The sequence below is a fragment of the Floridaenema evergladense BLCC-F167 genome, assembly GCF_041929205.2.
Classification (GTDB): Bacteria; Cyanobacteriota; Cyanobacteriia; order Cyanobacteriales; family Aerosakkonemataceae; genus Floridanema; species Floridanema evergladense.
Genome location: NZ_CM171625.1, coordinates 1,968,905 through 1,991,803, shown reverse-complemented (window position 1 = coordinate 1,991,803; position 22,899 = coordinate 1,968,905). Strand labels below are relative to the sequence as shown.

Here is a 22,899-nt window from a genome sequence, read left to right as displayed (position 1 = left end):
ATGATAATTGACTGTTTAGTGTTAACTTTACTAGGGAATGGGAATTTCTCTAAGTGTTTCATCCCACAAAGTTAAATTCCCAGTCGCTCATCCTCAGTCATTACTAACTATTTCCATCAGATGCAATCGCAAGTAAACTCTCCCACAGCTGAAAATTTCTGCAATACTGGCAATCAACTGAAATCAGAAAAAAGATTCGATGAAGCTATTGCCAGCTATCAAAAAGCTTTGCAACTGCAACCAGACTATGCAGAGGTACATTACCAGTTAGCTGAAATTTATTTTTGGCAAAGGAAGTTAGGAGAGGCGATCGCATCTTGCAATAAAGCAATCGAACTACAACCAGATTTCGCCCCGAATTACAAAATTTTAGGTAATATTTTGCAAGCACAGGGCAACATCGAAGCGGCATTGGATGCTTACACCAAAGCGTTAGAATTAAATCATGAATATGCCGAAGCTTATATCAATCAAGGCAGTATACTTTCTAAGTTAGGACGTAATGAAGAAGCAATTATTAGTTTAGAAAAATCGATCGCTATTAACCCGAATATCGGTGCAGCTTATTGGAATTTAGCGAATATTTATTTGCAATTAGACAACTTGGAGAAGGTGGTTGAGTATCGGAAGCAAGCGTTTTTGATAGAACCTAAATTGGTAAATGCGGAAACTTTAAATGATTTGGGAACTGCGATCGGCAAATTAGGTAATTTTGAGGAAGCGATTAACTATTATCAAAAAGCCATTGAATTACAACCAAATTACCATTTGGCACATCTCAATTTAGGAGTTTCTTTGCGAAAAATTGGCAAATTGGATGCAGCAAAAGAGGAGTTACAAAAAGTAATTAAGTTAAGAGCAAATGATGCTGAAGCATACAACAACTTAGGCGGTATTTTGGTAGAAGAGAAACAGATAGAAGCGGGAATAGCTAACTATCAAAAAGCAGTAAATCTTAAACCTGATTCGGCTGAATATCATTTTAATTTGGGGACTGCTTTAGCTCATCAGGATAAATTTACCGAAGCAATTAAAGAATTGCAAAAAGCGGTTGAATTAGATCCAAATTTAGGTGAAGCTTACAGTAATATCGGGGCGATCGTATACCGCAAAACTAGAAAAGATGGGGAAATTAGTGGAGAATTATTCAACATAGCAATTAACAGTCTTTTAAAGGCGTTAGAAGTTAATTCAGATTTAGAACTTGCCCATCTTTATTTAGCACAATTAATCAGTAGTCCAGTCAGAGCTTCGGATTTTGGTTCTTTAAGACAAGCGTCAGAGATGTATTTAGAGAGAAGTAAAGATAGCAATCGTTTAATAGCTACATCTACATTTATTGGAACTTATATCAAATCAGGATTAGCTCAAATAGCTAAAGAAAAGTTTCTGGAAATTGAACCAGAAATTTACAATAATCTAGGAAAAATTAATAATACAGAGTTAAGCATCGTTTATAGTCATGTATTGTTCAATCTCCATTATTTACGGGATGATTTAGCAGCAAATACCCGACTTTATCAGGAAGTTGGGAAAAAGTATGCGGAGCAAATTATTGAAACTAAAGAAATTAAAATCAACAAAATTCAGCCGAAAAAACTGCCAACAAGCAATCTAAAAGTTGGGGTAATGTGTTCTCATTTTGCTAGACATTCTGTTGGTTGGTGTAGTGCAGATATCATCACAGAGTTAGGGAAATTAACGCCTAACTTGTATTTGTATTTTATGGGCGATCGCCAACCAGACGATCGCACCAAAATTTTTGAAAGTGCCGCTGCAAAGTTTTATCGCCCAAAAGCTAAAGAAAACGGCGAATTTGACATTAATCAAATTGTTCAAGATATCGCCCAAGATGAATTAGATATCTTGATTGAATTAGATTCTTCCACAGTTCCCACTCAAGTAGAAGTTATTTATCATCAACCTGCGTCAGTTTGTCTGTCTTGGTTAGGTTTTGAAGCGCCATTTACTAAAGAAAATAATTACTTTCTTTGTGACTGGAATACTCACCCAGAAGGGAGAGAAAAATACAACCGCGAACAGTTAATGAGAATGCCAGATTCTTTCGTTGCTGTTGGTGGTTTTAAATCAGTACCAATTGATAGAAAAGCAGCAAGAAAAGCCCAAAGAATTGCCGAAGATCAGGTAATTTATTTGTGTGTTGCACCTGGTTATAAATTGAACCCAGAACAAATTCACGCCCAAGTAAAAATTCTCAAACAAGTACCAGACAGCATTTTGATGTACAAAGGGCACACGGGCGATATGAAGGTAATTGAATCAGCTTATAAAGCAGAATGTCAAGCGCAAGGAGTAGGTTTTCAACGCATTAAATTTATGTCTCGTAGTGCCAGCGAAGAAGAACATCGCCAGGTGTATCAAGTAGCAGATATTATGCTTGATTCTTATCCCTACAATGGCGGAACTCACAACTTAGAAGCACTGTGGTTTAATTTACCAGTAATTACCAAAAGCGGCGAAACTTATCTTTCAAGAATGGGTTACTCTTTCTTGAAAACTCTCTCTTTAGATGAATGTATTACAAATAGTTGGGAGGAGTATATTGAACAGGGAATTAAGTTAGGAAAAGAACGAGAATTGCGGCAATCAATTAAAGAAAAATTGGTACAATCTAAACAAGTAGAAACTCTCTCTCCTTTGTGGAATCCACAAAAGTTTGCTCAAGATATGTATAAGATTTTTGAGCAACTTTTGGTTAAAAAGTTGGGAAATGAGTGATGAAAAATCAAGAACAACAACATCCATTATATAAGGGCGATCGCGAAATTGTCGATCGCTTATTACAAAACGATCCAACTGATTACAACATGGCTGAATTAGCCCGTCTAAAAATTCGCTATCGAGGTTTTCCCGGCGCGAAAGATATTCAAAGCGACTTAGAAAAAGTTTTGCAAAAATGGCAAATGGATGAAGAACAACTTTTTGCAACTACTCGGCAAATTCACGCTAAAGGTTTGGTTTATAAAATTCGTGATAATGATAGCGAAGATTGGGCTTAGTTGAAAAATATAGCAATCCTATTTAGGTTTTGAACTCCTTCTTCTCTCTGTGTCCTCTGCGTCTCTGTGGTTCAAAAAATGACTTATACTCCACGCAAACTACTAAGCTTTGAAGAATATGTAGCTGTTATAGAAATTCCTGTTGAGCAGTCGCCTGAAAAATGACGTACTATTAAAAAGCATATTCTGCGATTTTAATTAAGGGTAGGGGTGAAGTATTGCGATCGCAGTATTATCACCTAAAATGTAAATTTTTGCTCTAATGCTTCGCTCCTACAAAGCAATTATGACGACAATTTCTGATTTTCTTAGCCATCTTAACCCTAGTCAACGTCGCGCCGTTGAACATCATTGCGGTTCTCTGTTGGTTGTTGCTGGCGCAGGTTCCGGTAAAACAAGAGCTTTGACTTATCGCATTGCCAACCTCATCCTTAAGCATAGAATAGACCCTGAAAATATCCTCGCTGTCACTTTTACTAATAAGGCGGCGCGGGAAATGAAGGAACGGATTGAAAAATTATTTGCGGAGCAAATAGCTCAAAAAACTACTGGTAAAACTTTTGCCTCTTTGTCACCAGAAGAACAGACAAATTGGCGATCGCGCATTTACAAACAATACATTAAACCTCTTTGGGTGGGTACTTTTCACAGTCTTTGCGCTCGCATTTTGAGATACGATATCGAGAAATATCAAGACCCAAAAGGTCGTAAATGGAATCGCAACTTTTCTATATTTGATGAATCTGATACCAAAAGTTTAGTTAAAGAAATTGTTACTAAACAACTTAACCTAGATGATAAAAAATTCGATCCAAGTTCGGTTCGTTACGCCATTAGTAATGCGAAAAATCTAGGTTTATCTCCCCAAGAATTTGAAAAAGAACAACCCAATTTTCGGGGTAGAGTAATTGCCGATGTTTACAGTCGTTATCAGGATGCTTTAGCCGAAAATAATGCTTTAGATTTTGACGATTTAATTTTAGTTCCGGTGCGACTATTCCAGCAAAACGAATCAGTTTTAGGTTATTGGCATCGCAGATTTCAACATATTTTGGTTGATGAATATCAGGACACTAATCGGATTCAATATGAGCTAATTCGATTGTTAGTTACTAACGGAGAAAATCCGAAAAAATTTGATAATTGGGAAAGTCGATCGGTCTTTGTAGTCGGAGATGTAGACCAAGCAATTTACTCTTTTCGCATGGCAGATTTTCGGATTTTGCTGGAATTTCAAGAGGATTTTGGCGATGGTTTACCCGATGAGAAAACTAAGTCAATGGTGAAATTAGAGGAGAACTATCGCTCTAGAGAAAACATCTTACAAGCGGCAAATCAATTAATTGAAAATAACACTCAACGCATTGATAAAATATTGCGTGCGACTCGTGGTGAAGGAGAGCCAATTTTCCTGCATCGTGCAGACAATGAACTTGATGAAGCTGATTTTGTCTTACAACAAATTCGTCAGTTATCACGCCAAGATAACGGGTTTAATTTAGGTGATTTTGCGATTCTTTACCGGACAAATGCTCAATCTCGTCCTTTTGAAGATGCTTTGCTGCGATCGGGAATTCCCTACACAATGGTAGGGGGGTTAAAGTTTTACGATCGCAAAGAAATTAAAGACGCTTTGGCATATTTGCGCTTAATTGTTAACCCCAATGATACTGTCAGTTTGTTGAGAATAATTAACACTCCCCGTCGCGGAATTGGCAAAACTACAATAGATAATTTGGTAACTGCTGCTAGAGAATTAACCATACCTTTGTGGGAAATTATCAGCGATGAAGTATCAGTAAATAACTTAGCTGGACGTGCGGCGAAATCAATTAATAGTTTTTGCCAATTAATTCAAAAATGGCAAATGCAACTAGAAGTTTTACCAGCTTCGCAAATTGTCCAAGGAATTATGGAAGATTCCGGTTATATTGATGATTTGAAAAAACAGGGAACAGATGAAGCACAAGATCGCTTACAAAACGTCTTTGAATTGTTAAACGCCGTCAAACAATTTGAAGAAGAAAATGATGAACCAAGTTTAGGTAATTTTTTAGAAAATGCTTCTTTATCTTCAGATTTAGATAATTTGGAAGAGGGAGAAAAAGCAGTTTCTTTAATGACATTACACTCTGCGAAAGGTTTGGAATTTCCTGTAGTATTTTTAGTCGGAATGGAACAAGGGTTATTACCTCACACTCGCAGTTTAGACGATCCAGAAGGATTGGAAGAAGAACGACGTTTGTGTTATGTTGGCATTACTCGCGCACAGGAAAGATTGTATCTTTCTTATGCTAGAGAAAGACGGTTGTGGGGTGAACGCGCACCAGCAATTAATTCGCAGTTTTTGAAAGAATTACCCAAGGAATTGTTGAGCAGTAAAATAGACGTAGGTGTTCGCAGCGATCGCAAAAATTTAACTACCAAATCTCAAATAGAGAAACCTCAAGAAAAGAGCGATCGCACTCCTGCAACTCCAGGACAAAATTGGAAAAAAGGCGATCGTGTAGTTCATCAAACTTTTGGAGTAGGAGAAATTAGCCACGTTTTTGGTTCAGGAAATAAACTTTGTATTGCTGTCAAATTCCCCAGCGTTGGACAAAAAATCCTCGATCCAAAAATTGCTCCCCTACAAAAAGTTCAATAAAAAGTACGTTTTGTAGCAACTAAGATAGGATGGGGTTTCCCCATTCTATAATTTTTCATTCATACCTTGCATTGCTAAAATTGCTGAACCATAAGCCGCTTGAGTGTGCGTTGGTTTTAGAATTGGAACTTGTAAATAACCTTCTCGAATCTTCGTCCAAATTGAATTTTTTGCACCCCCACCAGCAGTATAAACACAAGTTAAAGGAGTTGCACCCAACTGCTTTAATAATTCATACCCCCTCGCTTCAATTCGAGCAATACTTTCTAACAAACCATGCAAAAACTCAACAGGATTTTCTGGACGTGGTTCTAATTTTGGTGGTAAATTAGGGTCGTTAATGGGAAAGCGATCGCCAGCCTTTAACAAAGGATAATAATCAAGATTACTTGGCTTTTCCGCATCAATTTGCGAACTCAAACTTTCTAATTCCGCATCAGAAAAGAAACTTTTTAACACCGCACCTCCCGTATTAGAAGCGCCACCAACTAACCACAAATCTCCCAATCTATGACTATAAATTCCATATTTTGCATCATCAACGCGACTGCTACTCAACAGTTTAATCACTAAAGTAGAACCCAAAGATGTACTAGCTTCTCCCGGAGATTTTGCACCACTAGCCAGAAAAGCTGCAATACTATCAGTTGTACCTGCACAGACAACACAATCTTTTCTTAATTTCAAATTTGCAGCTATTTCCGATGTTATTTCAGCAATAGCTGTTCCGGGAGTAAGAACTTTCGGTAATTGAAAGGGTATTTCTAAATTTTCAATCCATTCAGGATAGCAAAGTTTTTCTACATCATAACCCAGTTTCAAAGCATTGTGATAATCGCTAATTCCCAATTGTCCATGTAATAAGAAAGCTAACCAATCTGCTTGATGTAAAAAGAAAAGATCCCCCCTAGCCCCCCTTACTAAGGGGGGGATAAGATCTTGCCACCATAAGAGTTTTGCTAATGAGGAAGTTGCACTGATTACTGTATGATTCGGTGGTGCAATTTCTTTGAGTTTATCTATTAGTTTTACGCCTCTGGAATCGTTGTATAAAATTGGTGAATCAATGGGGTTGCCAGTTTGATCGCACAACAAAACTGTAGAAGATGTTCCGTTAATGGCGATCGCACAAATTCCCCCTCTAATTTCTTCCGGTATTTCCGCAATTAAAGAAAACAAAGCTTGTCGCCAAACTGCTGTTAAATTATCAGTTGAATCAGCAAAGGAATATTGTGATTCAGCTTGAATAGTTCCTGCTGAATCTATTACTATTGCCCGTGCGCCAGAAGTGCCGAAATCAATGCCAAGGTAGAGATTCATGAAAAACTCTTTGATTTATCTAGATCAGAGCAGCGTTCGCATTTATATTATGGTGAAAAGTGCGATCGCTATTTTCCTACATGATAAAATTTAATAATTATGACAATTCCATCAGAACTTAACGCACTTATTGAGCGGTTAGACCAAGAGCTAAATATAATTGAGCGGGAAGCAACAGAGGGACTGAACCGGGCAAGATTAAAACTCGGACTTTATCCTGATAACACTGTGCTGATTCAAATATTTGCGACTTTGAATAATTATGTGTTATTTGGAGAAATTGTAAGAAGACGGAGCGATTACAGTAGACTTATTTTAGCAACCGATACTGTTACAAATGAGCAAATTCAGGAGATTGGCGAAGATTTATCAGAATTGCTAGGTCGAGTGTTGGAAGGTAAAATAATTGTCAATAGGGCTAAAAATCAATTGGAGAATTGGGAATGACAGAACAAATGCCAGCTGAAAAAGAAGAGAAATTACTGGAAATTTTGGAACTTGCCAAAATAGGAGAGCAGAAAATGAAAGAGGCAAGTGAGATGGCAACAGCAATGGCTGAGAAATACCAGCGCTGGTATGAAGAGGGAATGGCTAGGAAACAGAAAGAAAAACAGGTGAAATGACACAACAAGAACTGATGGAAAAACAACTGGCTATCCTAGAAGAAATTCAAGAAATTGTGACTGTTGGGGAACAAAAACTTGAAGTGTTTATTGAGGAATCAGCAAAAGCAACAGAAAAGTGGCGATTGAAGGCGGAAGCTAAACGGGCGGCTACACAAAAACAGCAAATTTGAGACAACAGAGGGGCTTAACTTAGTCAGAGTCAGGCTGGAGCGTTTTTCCAACAATTTCTTACTTATCCAAATGTTTGCTTCTTTTAATACCGCTTTATTTTTTGTGGCTACCCAAAGAAGGCAAATTGAATCTCGTATTGAAGATCTCTCAACAAAGGTGGCTACAAATGAGCAAATTCAGGAAGCAGGAGAAGATTTAGCAATAGAACTAGGTCGAGTGTTGGAAAGTAAAATAATGGTAAAAGGGATTAAAGCTAGGTTGGAGAAGTTACAATGACAGAATCAAAATCTGATGATAAAGAACTGTTAGAAATTCTGGAAATGGTTAAAACTTTTGAACAGAAAGCTAAAGAAATGTGTGAAATATCAACGGCTAATACAAAAAAGTGGCGACTAAGGGCGGAAGCTAACCCGGATACTGCACAAAAGCTTGAAGTTTGAAAGAGTTTGGGGAAAATGACACAAAAAGAACTAGATGAAAAGCAACTTCTAGAAATACTGGAACTTGCTAAAGAAGCGGAACAAAAAGCAAGGGAAATGTGCGAGTCGATAACTGCTCATGCAGAAAAGTGGCGACTGTGGGCGGAAGCTAAACGCGCGGAGGCTGCACAGAAGCAGGAACTTTGAGAGAGTTTGGAAAAGGTAGATCGCATTTATATTATGGTGAAAAGTGCGATCGCTCCTCAAATTTCCTTTAGCATTAGTCATAAGCTGTCACGCATTTAAATCACTTATTAAGATTGCAGGGGAGCAGGGGGGCAGGGGAGAGAATTAGACGAATTTTTTTCTGTTTCCAAACAATCCAATTTAAATGCGGAACAGCTTACTACTGGAGTTTCAATAATCACTTCTCCAGAATCGCTTTGCTGTTTAAATACTTGCAAAACTTTTTGTTTCAAAGCTGCTAACTGGAGTTTAGACTATCGCACCGAAGGTGCGATGTCTAAACTTTAGAAAAGAAAAACGGACTTCTCTTGTGGCGAATAGAGGAAAATAAAAAGGGGCTAAAAAATGGAGTACAAATGTATTAATTAAATTTGTACTCCAATCGTGGTAGAAGCTAAAAGTTGTACCACCAACTTTTGCGTCTACCTTAATGATCAAAACTGACAAACTAAAAGCTTTTCGTCAAGCAGCTTATCAACATCTCACCAAAGCCAAAGATGCCACATTTGAGTTAACCGATGCCATACTACTGACACGCCATGCCTACTGTTTGGCGGATTTATCATTATCACCAGTGTTTCGACGCAGTTGGTCAAGTATTTATGAAGCTCTACAGGATTGTAGACCGCAACGTAATAAATTGATGCGACTTTATATCCAACAAATGCCCACAGATGTACGTCCGATACTGGCAGGCGACCACACCAGTTGGTCACGACCAGATGCAAAAACACTCCAAGAAAGAACGATTGAGCATCAAGCAAATAACGTTTATGGAAATCGACCGATTACAATTGGTCAGGGGTACAGTACCATTGCTTGGATACCAGAGGCCGAAGGTAGTTGGGCATTACCATTAAGACATGAACGAATTACCAGGCAGGGATTGTCCCATTGATAAAGCAGTATGGCAACTCAAACAAGTTTGTAAATATTTACCACAACGACCGATTTCACTATGGGATAGTGAATATGGATGCGCTCCCTTTATACTGAAGAGTGCCAATATTCCGGCTGATAAATTAATTCGACTTCGTTCTAATTTATGTTTATGGACTGCACCACCAGCTTATTCTGGTAAGGGCCGACCTCGTTTACATGGAAGCAAGTTTAAGCTCAATGATTCGACGACTTGGACAGCAGCAATTGAAACTCAAGAATTAGAACATCCTCAATTAGGACAATTAAGAATTAGTTTATGGAGTAACCTGCATTTTCAAACTGCTCCACATCAACCAATGCAGCTGATTCGCGTCGAGCGGATTGACCAATTGTACTCTTCTAAAATGCGAGCACCTTTATGGTTGATTTGGATTGGCCAAGAAATGCCGCCCTTGGATGAAATTTGGCAGTTATATTTGCGACGTTTTGGTGTTGACCATTGGTATCGTCTGGCAAAACAACGTCTTCATTGGACTTTACCAAAGTTAAGTACACCCAAACAATGTGAACGATGGAGCGATTTGATGCCAATTATTACTTGGGAACTTTGGCTGGCGCGTGAAATTGTTCAAGATCGACCCTTACCTTGGCAAAAAAGATTGACTGAGTTAACTCCCGGTCGTGTTGCTCAAGCCATGCCTGGAGTTTTAGCGGCGATTGGTACACCTACTAGTTCTCCTAAACTCCGGGGAAAGTCTCCCGGTTGGCAACCAGGACAACAAAGGGTGCTTCGGACTCGTTATCCTATAGTTAAAAAAGCCTTTTCTCGAACTAAGAAAAAGACAAAAACTTAATTTTTTCGACTCGGAATTCCTAATTTAATCAAGTTCTTTTGACTCAGCTAACTACTGAGTGATTTCGCTTGGTATTCTCCGTTTAGACATCGCACCTTCGGTGCGATAGTCTAAACTCCAGTGCTAAATCATCGGTAGCTGCATCAGCTTCATAAATAGATTCTGTTGCTGCATTGAAGGCATCGGCATCTAAGGCAAAATATAGAGAGTTAGCCGATCTTGCTTGTTGAAAAGCCGTTAAATAGGTTGATAACTCTGCCTCACCTGCATCCATCTTTTCTTGTAAATCCCATTGAATTTCATCCAGTTGGTTAACCAAAGCTTCGATTTTTTCCCTTAAAGATTCGTCACAGAAATTGCCAATTTCTATTGCTTTTAATGCTTGGGAAACAATTGGATCGTTTAAGTTAGTGCGTTCAATTGCAAATTGGCTGGCAATTAAAGCCGCATTTCTTTGTTGGGAAACAGAGGCTTTTTCGAGAAGTGTAGATAAATCGCGATCGAGCAATTCTAAACGATTTCCTGTCATATTTAATTTGAGATGTTGATTTTGTCGTCCAGAAAGATTGCATTCGTACCTAATCCCTCGTCTCTACTTCTTTCGTTTCTTCTGGATTCAATGCCATACTTTTAGCCGCCAATACAGCATTACGAAAATCTGTGAGGTTACGAGAATTTGTGAGTTTGACATAAGTCTTACCATGTTTTCTAATTGTATAGTATCCACAGTGCTTCGCTTTCTGTCTCTGGGTTAAGCCTGAGAGTTTCTTAACTTTTTGAAGTAGTGCATTGCCCGTAAGTTTTTCGTCTCCAATATCAGTTATTCTATTGCTGGGTTTTCTTTGTTTTGGAGATTTATTATGCTGCATTTTTTCTTGGGAATTTTGCTTAGATACCCCTAGATGTATATCGCTTTCTTGGTTAGGCTCCAACTGATTTGCAAATAACGATGAGGGATGATGTTGAGGGAATGAGCCACGCTTAATAAACGAGCTTGCCCAATGGTGTATTAGCATCGACCAAGCACCCCAACCATAATCATTATATTGTGATTTAATAATTTTTTCTCTAGTCGGTTCTTCAATATCAAAGATTGAAGGCGGAATAATTTTATGAGCATTCCATATATCTGATGGTTCAAATTCGTAACTTTTTGTTTGCTTGTTAATCAATATTTTTCCAATTTTTTCCCATTCCTTCTGCTGGTTGAAGTCAAAAGACTCAACAAGATATTCTACGATCAAATCATCTTGCTTTTCTTGGGTCAGCCTGACGTGAACAAAAGTCATTTTACTCTCTCCAGTGATAGGGAAATATTTCTGGATATTGACGGATGACATCGGGATGGAATAAATCTCGCTCTGTCACTCCTCTCAATTTTAGAGCGCGTTTGTGGGCTTTTTTCAAGTCGCCTGTGCGCCGAAATATACTTGATTCTATAAGTTCGTGGAGATAAAACTCTATATCTTGTCTGGTGATATTTCCGGTTCGCAATCGCGCTAACATCGCTCTTTCACCAGCTTGAAATAGCAGTGGGAGGTCTTGTTGTTCGAGTATAGCATCAAGATGTTGTTCTATCCGACTCAGTAACTCTTCAGTTATGCGTGGGTTAGGCACGGTGTATCATAATTTTTCTAAGTATTTTGCCATCCTACTATTGAAAGAATCACTTTCATCACCTTTCCTTACCAGTACAACAGGATTTTTTACAAGGATACAGGGATATTAATATATAAATTCTAGGCTCAATCACCAACCCAATCCCAACTGAAAAATTGATCGCATTTATACTATGGTGAACAGTGCGATCGCTCCCCAAATATTCCCTTTTACTACGCTTAAATTATTATTTATTATACCCGTATTTCTCGCTCAAGCCTCATACTAAATCCAGGTTAGCTACCTCCGTTATCTTCTGCTGCTTCTTTCTTCGTGTCTTCATGGTTCGATGTTTTAAAAGCCCCGCGACTAAAGTCGGGGGCTATACAGACAAAACCTGCCTTCGCAGGTTAAAAAATTAGAGTCCGCGAAGGCGGACTTTGTTTGTATAGCTGCGGTTTCAACCGCCCGAACTTTTTCAAACATCCTCTTAAGAAAACGCCTCTTCCTCCTCATCAATTAACTCATCAATCATATCCTGCGCCACTTCTTCGGATATATCCAAAGCTTCCGCTAACTGAGACAAAAAACTCTCCTCATCATGCTCAATTTTCTGATCGATTAACATCATTTCTGCTACTGCTTGAAACGCAACTTCCCCCAAATCATCAACAGACTCTACAGCTGTTCTAAATAAAACGCCAATCCCTTCGTCATTCAACATTCGGGTAATTTTATTGAGCATCTTCTCAAACTCATCAACTGAGTAATTCTCGAAGATATCTTGAGTATTAATAATATTAATGGCTTCCTCATTTTCCTCTTCTGAAGGTTGTCCATTAGCGTAAACTGCCACCATGACGATCGCAGCCACAGCCTCTTCAGAACTCAACTTTTGTTTGCTAGTAATATCTACCTCAAAAATTTCTTGGTACTTCACCGCTTTAATCTCCTCCCTAGTTGATTAGTTATCAGTTCTGCTCAATAAAAATGCCCACTTTACTAAACTAAACACTGTTCAATTGTTGCCACCACAGATTCAGCCAAAGTCGTTAAATCGTAACCTCCCTCTAAACCAAAAACAATCCGTCGAGTTAACTTTAAGCAATACTCTGTAAAAATGGCAAAATCATCAGGTTGCAACTCAATTCTGGCTAAAGGATCGTCAGCATTAGCATCATATCCAGCACTAACAATTAGTAAATCTGGGCGATAAATCGATAAAAATGGCATTACTTCCGATTCAAATGCCCTTTGATATTCTGCAATAGCACTACCCGGAGGCATGGGAATATTTAACACATTTTTATATTCTCCCCGTTCATTTGCATAACCTGTTCCCGGATAACAAGGCGACTGATGCAACGAACAATAAGCTAATTTAGGATGATGTTCCACAAAGTTCTGTGTGCCATTTCCGTGATGCACATCCCAATCTAAAATAGCCACTCGTTTAATTCCCGGTTGTTCCAAAGCGTAACAAGCTGCGATCGCTGCATTGGAAAACAAACAAAAACCCATTCCCCGATCGCGTTCCGCATGATGTCCCGGTGGACGCGCCAATACAAACGCCGGATCTCCTGTCGCCAAAACGCGATCGACACCATCCAACCAAGCATTTACCGCTAACAATGCCACATCATAACTAGCAGCAGAAACCGGAGTATCACCATCCAAATTTCCCCCACCACGTTTGGCAATTAATTCCACCCTTTCAATATGTTCCTGAGAATGCACTTTTTGCAGCCAAGGCATTACATCTCTGTTTGCCACTGGTGTTGGTAATTGCCACTTTAATTGGTCAGCGAATGGCACATCTTTCAAAGCTTTTACAATTGCACTTAAGCGTTGCGGACGTTCTGGGTGAAATGAACCTGTATCGTGTAATAAAAACTCATCAGAATAAATTACAGGTAACATAGTTTCTCGTAGGTAAACAACAGGGGGATTTTTCCACCTTAGCAATATAGAAGCACAGGTGCAGCAAGCTGATTTCATTTAGTAACAAATTTTTGAATATCCAGCGAAAAAAATCTCATTTCAGCCTAAATCTTTGATAATTCGATCGCCAATAATCAAACTAATTCATAACAACAAATAGTCAGCTAGAAAGTCAGTAACTATTTAACTACTAGGAAAACCATACCAGATTAAAGGAAAAGTTAATTTTGTTCAACCAAAAACGGCAAAATATGATAGAATTTTAATGGTATTTCGGCATTATTGAAACTCAATTTAGCTGAAATTTGAATTACTTGCATTTTAGCAACATATATCTCACATTTTTGGAGTTTTTCACCGTATGACCACTTCCCAGGAGCGGATTATACCCACAGATTTAGGGAACGAGATGTCCCGGTCTTACCTGGAATACGCAATGAGCGTGATTGTAGGGCGGGCACTCCCAGATGCTAGGGATGGTCTGAAACCAGTACATCGACGCATTTTGTATGCAATGCACGAATTGGGACTCACCCCAGACCGCCCGTTTAGAAAGTGCGCCCGTGTGGTAGGGGAAGTGTTAGGTAAGTACCACCCACATGGGGACACGGCAGTATATGATGCGCTAGTGCGGATGGCGCAAGACTTTTCCATGCGATCGCCCCTGATCAACGGACATGGTAACTTCGGTTCGGTAGACAACGATCCACCAGCAGCAATGCGTTACACCGAATGTCGCTTGCAAGCACTCGCCACCGAAGCAATGTTGCGGGATATTGAAGCTGAAACCGTTGATTTTGCGGATAATTTCGACGGTTCTCAACAAGAACCCGTAGTTTTACCTGCTAGAGTTCCCCAACTTTTGCTTAACGGTTCATCGGGTATTGCAGTGGGAATGGCAACCAACATTCCTCCACACAATTTAGGCGAATTAATTGATGGTTTAATCGCCCTAATTCATAACCCAGAAATTACCGATATTCAGTTAATTCGGTATATTCCTGGCCCTGATTTTCCCACAGGCGGACAAATATTAGGAACCTCAGCAATTAAAGAAGCTTATACCACTGGGCGCGGTTCCATTACGATGCGGGGTGTTGCCAATATAGAAACAATTGAACATCGTGGCAGGCCCGATCGAGAAGCGATCATCATTACCGAATTACCTTACCAAACAAACAAAGCCGCATTAATCGAAAAAATTGCCGAATTAGTCAATGATAAAAGACTAGAAGGAATAGCTGATATTCGGGATGAAAGCGATCGCGACGGTATGAGAATTGTGGTCGAACTAAAACGTGATGCTTATCCCAGAGTTGTCCTCAACAACCTTTACAAACAAACCCCATTACAAGCAAATTTTGGCGCAAATATGCTGGCGCTAGTCAACGGCGAACCCCAGCTATTAACCATAAAACAATTCCTCAACGTCTTCCTAGACTTTCGCATTGAATGTATTACCAGACGCACTCAATACGAACTGCGAAAAGCCGAAGAAAGAGATCACATTTTACAAGGGTTGTTAATTGCTTTAGCGAATTTAGATAGAATTATCGAATTAATTCGTCACGCTGCCGATGCACCTACCGCACGCCAAGAATTGATCGAAAATTATGGACTTTCTGATGCCCAAGCTGATGCAATTTTACAAATGCAATTGCGCCGTCTGACAGCTTTAGAAGCCGAAAAAATCAGCCAAGAACATGAAGAATTAGTTGCTAAAATTGCTGATTTGCGCGACATCTTACAACGTCGGGAACGCATCTTAGAAATCATCGAAACCGAAGCAGCACAGCTAAAAACCACCTTTGCCACACCCAGAAGAACAGTCATCGAACACGCCGAAGGTGAACTAGACGACACAGATTTAATTGCCAATGAAAAAGCCTTGATTCTATTAACTGAACAAGGTTATATCAAGAGAATGCCAGTCAGTACCTTTGAAGCGCAAAGTCGGGGAACTCGTGGCAAAGCAGCTAACAAAATGAAAGAGGATGATGTCGTCGAACATTTCCTCACCTGTTGCGATCACGACAGCGTTTTGTTCTTCAGCGATAAAGGCGTTGTTTATTGCTTAAAAGCTTACCAAATTCCCACTTCATCGCGCACCGCTAGAGGCGTTCCGATCGTACAAATGTTACCAATTCCCGTCGATGAAAAAATCACCTCGATGGTAGCGGTAGCCGAATTTAGCAACGATGAATACTTGGTAATGTTAACCAAGCAAGCTTACATTAAGAAAACCCAACTTTCTGCATTTAGCAACATTCGGGCAAATGGATTAATTGCGATTTCCTTAGAAGAAGGCGATCAATTACGTTGGGTAAGACGCGCCAGAATTGAAGATAGTATTATTATCGGATCGCGTCAAGGAATGGCAATTCACTTCAAAGCAGATCACGACCAATTACGTCCTTTAGGTCGCGCCACCAGAGGCGTAAGGGCAATGCGGTTAGAGAATGGCAATGAAGTAATTAGCATGGATGTTTTACCCGGTTCAATTGTTGCTAATATTGCCGAAGTAAGCGAAGTTGAACCAGAATTGGAAGCCGAAGAAACGAATAGCAATGGAGAAGAATTACTCAACGGAACTCAAGGGCCTTGGGTGTTAGTAGTCACCAATGGCGGCTATGGAAAACGAGTCCCAGTTTCCCAATTTAAATTATACAGTCGAGCAACAAAAGGCAAAATTGCGATTAAATTCCGCAAACAGAACGATAAATTAGCCTCACTTTTAATCGTCAATGAAGATGATGAATTGATGATGGTAACAACGCGAGGAATTATTATTCGTCAAGCTGTCAATGCCATTCCTTCCCAATCTCAATATGCCACAGGTGTAAGAGTGCAAAGGTTGGATGACGATGATGCGATCGCAGCTGTCGCCCTAGTTCCTCCCACAAATGGCGAAGAAGAAGAAGTTGAATAATTCTCTCTAGATCCCCGACTTCTTCAAGAAGTCGGGGATCTGAGTTCGCTTAAATTCAATGAAAAAATTAACCAAATTGCGTTTAATTATTAGCTTGGTCAGTGGCATTTTAATGGGAATGACAGCCGCGCCTTTTGGTGTTTGGCCCTTAGCTTGGATTGCTTTAATTCCCTTGTGGATTTTTACAGTAAAAAGTCAAAAATCAGAAAAATCTCTTTACTTTTACGCTATACTTTGGGCGATCGGCTATCACGGCTTAACTCTATCTTGGATTCTCGGACTTCACCCCTTAACATGGTTGGGAATTCCTTGGATTTTGAGTTTAGCGATCGCGATCGGCGCACTACTATTATTCACAATTTGGGGCAGTGCATTAGTAACAATTTGGGCAATTAGTAGCAGAGCAATTTTCCAACTCATTGCCAATAATAAATCCCCAATTCCCAACGGTTTAATTCGCGTATTAATAGGAACAACAATCTGGTGTGTTCTCGAATATATTTGGAGTGCAGGCCCATTTTGGTGGACTTCCTTATCCTTTACCCAAAGCCCGCATAATTTAGCAATTTTACATCTAAGTCAAATCTCTGGCCCAAATACAATTAACGCCTTAATAGTCGCCGTAAATGGGTTAATAGCTGAAGCTTTAATCTCCCGCGAATTACAGACAAAATCATTATATAAAGGTTATTTGAGTTTTGCGATCGTACTACTAATTACTTCCCATTTAGTCGGATGGGCAATCTACAACCAACCATTAAACGATCGACCAAACAACGCTTTAAAAGTAGGAATTATTCAAGGTAATATTGCTAACAGAATTAAATTTACCCCCGAAGGTTTGCGCCTTTCCTTAATCAGATATACCAATGGATATCGCAATTTAGCACAGCAAGGAGTAGCAGCAGTCTTAACTCCAGAAGGTGCTTTATCATCTCAATGGAGTGACCCACCATCGCCAAAAAACCCCTTTTATCAAGCTATTTTGGACGAAAAAATAGTTGCTTGGATAGGCGCACATCGTCGCCAAGGAAATAGTTTTACGAATAGCTTATTTACTGTGACTGGAACAGGTGAAATTTTCAGCCGTTACGATAAAGTAAACTTAGTAGCCTTTGGCGAATATGTACCTTTTCGAGACATTTTCGGGCGGATATTTCCCCAAGTTTCCGCAGTCGGATCGGACCAAGTTCCTGGTGTATCTAACCAAGTATTTGATACACCTTTTGGTCGTGCTATCGTTGGTATTTGTTATGATTCAGCATTTACCCGTCATTTTCAACGCCAAGCAGCTTTAGGAGGGGAATTTATTCTCACATCATCTAACAACGATCCTTACAATGCTGCCATGCAATTTCAACATCATGCACAGGATGTTTTACGGGCAATAGAAAGCGATCGCTGGGCAGTAAGAGCCACAAATACAGGTTATTCTGCTATTGTCGATCCTCATGGCAAAACTAAATGGCTCTCCCAAACTAAAACATATCAAATTCACGCCGACACAGTTTATCGCCGTCAAACCAAAACCTTATATGTCCGTTGGGGAGATTGGTTAACACCGCTTTTATTAATAACTTCCACAGTTATTTTATCGGGTACGTTGTTGCGCTTTAGCGCTAAAGCGCAACAACGTACCTAGAAAATTTACTAATTATTGTGAAACTTACTTAAATCCTGTAAAAAATCCTTCTGCCCTCTGCCTTTCCCTTCATTCCACTGGATGTTGACCGTAAAAAGGTAAAGCTTCCGACCAATGAGGACGTAACCCTTCTTTCCAATTCAAATATGCCAGTTCTAGCAAAGGAGAAACCGACGCACCTATGTTACCGGAAACTTCAATTAACTTGTAGGGATAACTCAATTTTGCCAAAGTTTGTTGCCAAACTTCCGGTTTCATCACTGTATCTGGTAACAACTCAATCTGCTTTACATCATTGGCAGATTTTTGATAAACTGCGCCAAACACCTCGCCGCGACTAGCTGGCATTTGAACTGCGATCGCTAACCGATCGTCATTAGAACTATGTGACCATGCGATCGCTGCCAAAGTAGAAATAGCAAACAACGGAATTTCTAATTGCTGCGCCAAAGTGCGGGCAGTTACTACACCAATGCGCGTACCCGTGAAACTACCAGGGCCTTTTGCCACCGCAATAAAAGCCAAGTCCGACCAAGATTGTGGTTGGATAAATCCGGCTAAATACTGATGCAAATGTGTAGATAAATCATGCCCTAAATTCCAAGTTTGGCAGCGACTACCATCCGTAAAATTACTGATACTTATTCCTAATTCTGGGCTACTACTGTGAATACCCAAACCGTATTCCGCTAACTTCATAAATTTTTCCATAAATTCAACCATTCAAAAAATTTTCTTAGCAAAACTGCTCTGTAATACTCCTAGTATAATCCTCATCTCGCTGAAAATATTACGTTAATTCACTAGATAAACTAGCTTGACTATAAATTATTTTTTATTTTCACTTAATAATCTAGATGGAAATTTAAAGATTAGAATAAATATTCCTTTATTCCTTGTAACTTGCCACTAGCCATGAGTAGTATAGATATAGCTTAGAATCAAGCATTCTGGCTACAGTCAATCGAATACTGGTCGGCACAAGCTAACTAATATTGGGTGTTAATCTTTATTCCTTACAACTAAAAAAGATCGAGATCACAAAAATAAAAGAAAACAAGATTATTATCGTATAGATTGTGGAAATCACAACAAGGAGTACAAAATGAAATTGCAACGCACAGCAACTTTTTTAGGATTAGCTTGTAGCACTGTTTTAGCCTTTTCTGCTACTGCTCAAGCTGCCAGTTTTACCAGTAACGTTAGCCAAACAACAGACCCCGAAGCTGACATTTGGTTAAACTCAATCACTCAGAATGGGACTACGTTTAACAATTTTAATCTGGTCAACCGGGCTAGGATTCTCTACAACGACCCCATAACTCGTGGAGGTAATGCAGAAGAAACTTACAATCCAGAACTAGGCGGCTCTGTTAACAACAGCGGTGCTGCCAGCACAGACCGAGGCGATCGAGCCACAGCACCAGGCGGTCGGGAAGTGTCTGGTTTAAATAACCCTACTGATGATGACATTGCTGCATATCTGGGTAACACCAACCTCAACAATATTATTGATGTTGAAGATGGTAAAACCATGAAAATAAACCTGTTTTTCCAAAATACTATTTTTGCGGACAATACAGGATTAGATAACCTGTTTTTCTGGGAACGGGGCAGAAATAGCGATATGCTGGTACAAGCCATTGATGCCGCTGGTAATTTGATCGGTAACTCTTTAAGCCTCAATCGCAATGACTCAGAATATGCAGGCTTTAGCATTGATACACTCGAAATTCCTGGTGCCCAACAAGTAGGAACCTGGGGAGTTAAACTCAGTCAATTGGGAGTAACATCTGCCGCAGGTATTCAAGTCTTTGCTGATTGGCGTATGAATGGCCCAGATTTCAAGGTGATGGCGCGATCGAGTACACCCAGCGCCAGCGTACCTGAACCTGCTACCCTCGCTGGTTTAGGATTAGTAGCTGCTTCTTTAGCTGCGTTTCGTCGTCGTCAAGTTAGTAAAGCTGGCTAAATTCTCACAATTAAGCGCTTTCAGAAGTATTGTATGAGAATTTACCAGGATACGCAAAAATTGTATCTATAATATAAATCAAAAAGGGTTCTGCCAAAATGAACCCTTTTATTTTTTATAGGAAAAGGGTTTGGATCGATCCTTTGCCCTTTCCCACATTTCAAGTCGGTACTAACTCACCAGGACGTAACTTCACCCATTTACCCATTTCTTGTTTAAAGCTAACGCAGCCGACAACATCCCATTCCATTTCCACATAATCTTGTCTGGGACGAATGTTAACATTGATGCTGGGTTCAATTGGTTCAAAGTCGGGGTCTTCTGTGAGGTGAGGTACCTCATGCTGCTTTTCTACGGCGTGGTAGGTGATGCAGCGATCGACATAATGGCAGTTAACGCAAATACACATAGCGTCTTCTCCAGAGGCTTTTTTGTTAATCTAGCTTAGGCGAGTGGGCGATCGCTTAGTCCCTTGGTTGATTTTTGTTGCGACAATGTGAAGAATTAGCATGAACCACAGAGACACAGAGAACGCAGAGACAGAATTTTCTACTTTGTCACCCGAAAATTGGCCTTTTGATTTAGGATTTTTGCCCTCATCTGCTTACATGGTGGGTGGTGCGGTGCGAGATGCGCTTTTAGGCAGAAGGCGCGATTATTTGGATTTAGATTTTGTTATCCCAGAAACAGCAGTAAAAGTTGCCCGCAAAATTGCCACTCACTACAAAGCTGGTTTTGTTTTGTTAGATCCCCAAAGACAAATTGCTAGGGTAGTTTTTCCCGATGCTACCGCTGATTTTGCCCAGCAAGAAGGTGATTCCTTAGAAACTGATTTGCGGCGAAGAGATTTTACCATGAATGCGATCGCCTACAACCCCCACACTAAAGAACTGATCGATCCCCTACAAGGTTACACTGATTTAAAGCAAAATCTCATCCGCATGGTTTCCCCTGCTAACCTGCAAGATGACCCTTTGCGCTTATTAAGAGCATACCGTCAAGCCGCCCAATTAAATTTTACAATTCAACCAGAAACTCGATCGGTAATTCGAGAAATGGCAACTTTACTCGGTACAGTGGCAGCTGAACGAGTCCGAGTAGAATTAGGATACTTGCTAAATTCTCCCTCTGGAATTCCCTGGTTAACCGCTGCTTGGGAAGATGGATTAATTAATATTTGGTTGAGTCACGCCACAGAAAAAAGTTTTCTTCAACTTGTCGCCCTTGACTCCGCAGTTACTACATTAGTAAATGTTTTTCCTCAATTGACAAGAGAATTTTCTCAAGCAATTCGTGATACCATCAAAACTCCTTGGTTAAGTCTTGCCAAACTTGCTTGCTTAGTCACAAACGATCCAATTTTGGCAGAAGCAGAATTACAAAAACTATCTTACAGTCGTGCAGAAATCAAAGCTGTCACTACTATATTGAAACTTTTACCACAGTTATGTTTACAACAAGAATTAGCTAATCAAATGTCTTTAAGAGAGCAATATTTTTTGTTTCGAGAAGCTGGAAAAGCTTTTCCGATCGTTGCAGTTTCAGCTTTAGCTAACGGAATTTCAATAGAGGTAATTTCGCCTTTAATTAACCGTTATCTTAATCCTGATGACCAAGTTGCTCATCCGATTCCCTTAATTACTGGGAATGACTTAATGACGGCACTTAATCTTAATCCTAGCCCGAAACTTGGAGAATTACTCATAGAAATTCAAATTGCTCGCATTGAAGGTAAAATCTTTAGTGTTGAAGAAGCGATCGCACTCGCCACCCACTTGCTAATTAATTCGTGATAAAATACAATATTAATTACTACATCTTATTACAATCATGACGGAATTTTTGTATGTAGATGAGTCTGGGGATAATGGATTACAGGAAGGAAGCAGCGAATTTTATATTTTAGCTGGATTAGCAATTGAATCTTTTAATATAAGAGAACTTTATTGGAAAATAAGAGAGTTTCGTCAATCAATCACTAAAAGATATGGTCTAGACTTTCAAGAAATCAAGGGTTCTGATATCTTCTATCATAGAGGGCCATTTTTTAACTCACTAGTAGCTCCTTCTAATCTAGAAGAAATCCACAAAGAAATAGTTAATATTATTTGTGAATCCCCTATTAATCTATTTGCATTTATTAAGTCAAAGAAAGAATTTAAAGAACGCTATAATCCTTTATCTAACCCCAATGCTATAAAAGTTTTTACTCAGGAAATTTGGCGAGATTTTTTATCGAGTTATGAAGAGCATTTATTAGATAAGTCTCGCCAAAATGAACAGCCTGAGAATGGATTAGTTTACGTTGATAGTAGTAATTCAAAGCAGGAAGGACATATCCGAAAAATAGTAAGGGAATATTTTCACAAAGAACCTAAATTTCCCGGAGCAGGAATTGTCGAAGATCCAGTTTTTCTAGATTCCCATAGTTCTTACTTTATCCAATTATCGGATATTTTAGCTTTTACGATTAGTCGTTTAGTCTGCGGTAAAGGGAATAAAGATGTTTTTGCGATCGATTCAGAAATTGCTTCAAAGTTGCAAACTAAAATAAAAGGAAAAATTAATTATTTATAAAATATTTAGGGAGAACCCTATTGTCGGATTCTCCCTTATTTGATTCAAAAAAAA

Annotated in this window: 22 protein-coding genes and 1 pseudogene; 15 read left to right on the top strand and 8 right to left on the bottom strand. The window is 39.4% G+C overall.

From position 1 onward, the window contains the following. The first annotated feature begins 120 nt into the window (after nt 1-120). From ACE1CA_RS09555 to pcrA, 3 genes are all read left to right on the top strand, one after another. Nucleotides 121-2,739 carry a tetratricopeptide repeat protein gene (locus ACE1CA_RS09555; protein WP_413276308.1) on the top strand — a complete coding sequence of 873 codons (2,619 nt, stop codon included), beginning with the start codon at nt 121-123 and terminating at the stop codon, nt 2,737-2,739. Continuing rightward, nucleotides 2,739-3,020 carry a DUF3288 family protein gene (locus tag ACE1CA_RS09550; RefSeq protein WP_413276307.1) on the top strand — a complete coding sequence of 94 codons (282 nt, stop codon included), beginning with the start codon at nt 2,739-2,741 and terminating at the stop codon, nt 3,018-3,020. The genes ACE1CA_RS09555 and ACE1CA_RS09550 overlap by 1 nt, the downstream gene beginning before the upstream one ends. 286 nt (nt 3,021-3,306) lie before the next feature. Continuing rightward, the gene (gene pcrA, locus ACE1CA_RS09545) at nt 3,307-5,667 is read left to right on the top strand and encodes a DNA helicase PcrA (protein ID WP_413276306.1); all 2,361 of its coding nucleotides are present in this window, start codon (nt 3,307-3,309) and stop codon (nt 5,665-5,667) included. 45 nt (nt 5,668-5,712) lie between these two features. On the opposite strand, the gene ACE1CA_RS09540 is transcribed toward pcrA, so the two are convergent. Next, complete coding sequence (locus ACE1CA_RS09540; RefSeq protein ID WP_413276305.1) at nt 5,713-6,987, bottom strand: FGGY-family carbohydrate kinase; 1,275 nt, start codon at nt 6,985-6,987, stop codon at nt 5,713-5,715. Between the two features lie 99 nt (nt 6,988-7,086). Between ACE1CA_RS09540 and ACE1CA_RS09535 the strand changes: the two genes are divergently transcribed. The 7 genes and pseudogenes from ACE1CA_RS09535 (at nt 7,087) to ACE1CA_RS09505 (ending at nt 10,185) form a co-directional block, all read left to right on the top strand. Further along, nucleotides 7,087-7,434, top strand: coding sequence for a hypothetical protein (locus ACE1CA_RS09535; RefSeq protein WP_413276304.1), 348 nt, complete (start codon nt 7,087-7,089; stop codon nt 7,432-7,434). Continuing rightward, nucleotides 7,431-7,610 carry a hypothetical protein gene (locus ACE1CA_RS09530; RefSeq protein WP_413276303.1) on the top strand — a complete coding sequence of 60 codons (180 nt, stop codon included), beginning with the start codon at nt 7,431-7,433 and terminating at the stop codon, nt 7,608-7,610. The genes ACE1CA_RS09535 and ACE1CA_RS09530 overlap by 4 nt, the downstream gene beginning before the upstream one ends. Continuing rightward, complete coding sequence (locus tag ACE1CA_RS09525; RefSeq protein WP_413276302.1) at nt 7,607-7,783, top strand: hypothetical protein; 177 nt, start codon at nt 7,607-7,609, stop codon at nt 7,781-7,783. The genes ACE1CA_RS09530 and ACE1CA_RS09525 overlap by 4 nt, the downstream gene beginning before the upstream one ends. Nucleotides 7,784-7,853: 70 nt before the next feature. Then, nucleotides 7,854-8,060, top strand: a complete 207-nt coding sequence (locus ACE1CA_RS09520; RefSeq protein WP_413276301.1) for a hypothetical protein — start codon at nt 7,854-7,856, stop codon at nt 8,058-8,060. Next, nucleotides 8,057-8,224, top strand: coding sequence for a hypothetical protein (locus ACE1CA_RS09515; RefSeq protein ID WP_413276300.1), 168 nt, complete (start codon nt 8,057-8,059; stop codon nt 8,222-8,224). The genes ACE1CA_RS09520 and ACE1CA_RS09515 overlap by 4 nt, the downstream gene beginning before the upstream one ends. Nucleotides 8,225-8,239: 15 nt before the next feature. Then, nucleotides 8,240-8,410: a hypothetical protein gene (locus ACE1CA_RS09510; protein WP_413276299.1), complete on the top strand. Its 171-nt coding sequence runs from the start codon at nt 8,240-8,242 to the stop codon at nt 8,408-8,410. 472 nt (nt 8,411-8,882) lie between these two features. Next, a pseudogene (locus ACE1CA_RS09505) lies at nt 8,883-10,185 on the top strand (NF041680 family putative transposase). Between the two features lie 82 nt (nt 10,186-10,267). Here the strand turns inward: ACE1CA_RS09505 and ACE1CA_RS09500 are convergent. The 5 genes from ACE1CA_RS09500 to ACE1CA_RS09480 form a co-directional block, all read right to left on the bottom strand. Further along, the gene (locus ACE1CA_RS09500; protein ID WP_413276644.1) at nt 10,268-10,714 is read right to left on the bottom strand and encodes a hypothetical protein; all 447 of its coding nucleotides are present in this window, start codon (nt 10,712-10,714) and stop codon (nt 10,268-10,270) included. Nucleotides 10,715-10,763: 49 nt separating this feature from the next. Beyond that, entirely contained in the window at nt 10,764-11,474 is a 711-nt protein-coding gene (locus ACE1CA_RS09495) for a hypothetical protein (RefSeq protein WP_413276643.1), read from the bottom strand. A gap of 1 nt (nt 11,475) precedes the next feature. Next, on the bottom strand, nt 11,476-11,802 hold the full coding sequence (locus ACE1CA_RS09490) for a hypothetical protein (protein ID WP_413276642.1): 327 nt from the start codon (nt 11,800-11,802) through the stop codon (nt 11,476-11,478). Nucleotides 11,803-12,274: 472 nt separating this feature from the next. After that, a complete protein-coding gene (locus ACE1CA_RS09485; RefSeq protein WP_413276641.1) occupies nt 12,275-12,724 on the bottom strand; it encodes a tellurite resistance TerB family protein in 450 nt (149 codons plus the stop codon). A gap of 62 nt (nt 12,725-12,786) precedes the next feature. Then, nucleotides 12,787-13,704: a histone deacetylase family protein gene (locus ACE1CA_RS09480; RefSeq protein ID WP_413276640.1), complete on the bottom strand. Its 918-nt coding sequence runs from the start codon at nt 13,702-13,704 to the stop codon at nt 12,787-12,789. Between the two features lie 382 nt (nt 13,705-14,086). Here ACE1CA_RS09480 and gyrA point away from each other — a divergent pair, with 382 nt between their 5' ends. Next, nucleotides 14,087-16,654, top strand: coding sequence for a DNA gyrase subunit A (gyrA, locus tag ACE1CA_RS09475; protein ID WP_413276639.1), 2,568 nt, complete (start codon nt 14,087-14,089; stop codon nt 16,652-16,654). Nucleotides 16,655-16,712: 58 nt separating this feature from the next. Next, on the top strand, nt 16,713-18,296 hold the full coding sequence (lnt, locus tag ACE1CA_RS09470) for an apolipoprotein N-acyltransferase (RefSeq protein ID WP_413276638.1): 1,584 nt from the start codon (nt 16,713-16,715) through the stop codon (nt 18,294-18,296). Between the two features lie 69 nt (nt 18,297-18,365). On the opposite strand, the gene tsaB is transcribed toward lnt, so the two are convergent. Continuing rightward, nucleotides 18,366-18,995 (bottom strand): tRNA (adenosine(37)-N6)-threonylcarbamoyltransferase complex dimerization subunit type 1 TsaB, encoded by a 630-nt coding sequence (gene tsaB / locus ACE1CA_RS09465; protein WP_486517731.1) that lies wholly within the window; start codon nt 18,993-18,995, stop codon nt 18,366-18,368. Nucleotides 18,996-19,401: 406 nt separating this feature from the next. On the opposite strand from tsaB, the gene ACE1CA_RS09460 reads away from it, so the two are divergent. Continuing rightward, nucleotides 19,402-20,268 carry an exosortase-dependent surface protein XDP2 gene (locus tag ACE1CA_RS09460; protein ID WP_413276636.1) on the top strand — a complete coding sequence of 289 codons (867 nt, stop codon included), beginning with the start codon at nt 19,402-19,404 and terminating at the stop codon, nt 20,266-20,268. A 160-nt stretch (nt 20,269-20,428) separates the two neighbouring features. On the opposite strand, the gene ACE1CA_RS09455 is transcribed toward ACE1CA_RS09460, so the two are convergent. Further along, entirely contained in the window at nt 20,429-20,677 is a 249-nt protein-coding gene (locus tag ACE1CA_RS09455; RefSeq protein WP_413276635.1) for a Ycf34 family protein, read from the bottom strand. A 100-nt stretch (nt 20,678-20,777) separates the two neighbouring features. On the opposite strand from ACE1CA_RS09455, the gene ACE1CA_RS09450 reads away from it, so the two are divergent. Then, a complete protein-coding gene (locus tag ACE1CA_RS09450) occupies nt 20,778-22,061 on the top strand; it encodes a CCA tRNA nucleotidyltransferase (protein ID WP_413276634.1) in 1,284 nt (427 codons plus the stop codon). A gap of 37 nt (nt 22,062-22,098) precedes the next feature. Next, nucleotides 22,099-22,845 (top strand): DUF3800 domain-containing protein, encoded by a 747-nt coding sequence (locus tag ACE1CA_RS09445; protein ID WP_413276633.1) that lies wholly within the window; start codon nt 22,099-22,101, stop codon nt 22,843-22,845. Nucleotides 22,846-22,899: the final 54 nt, after the last annotated feature.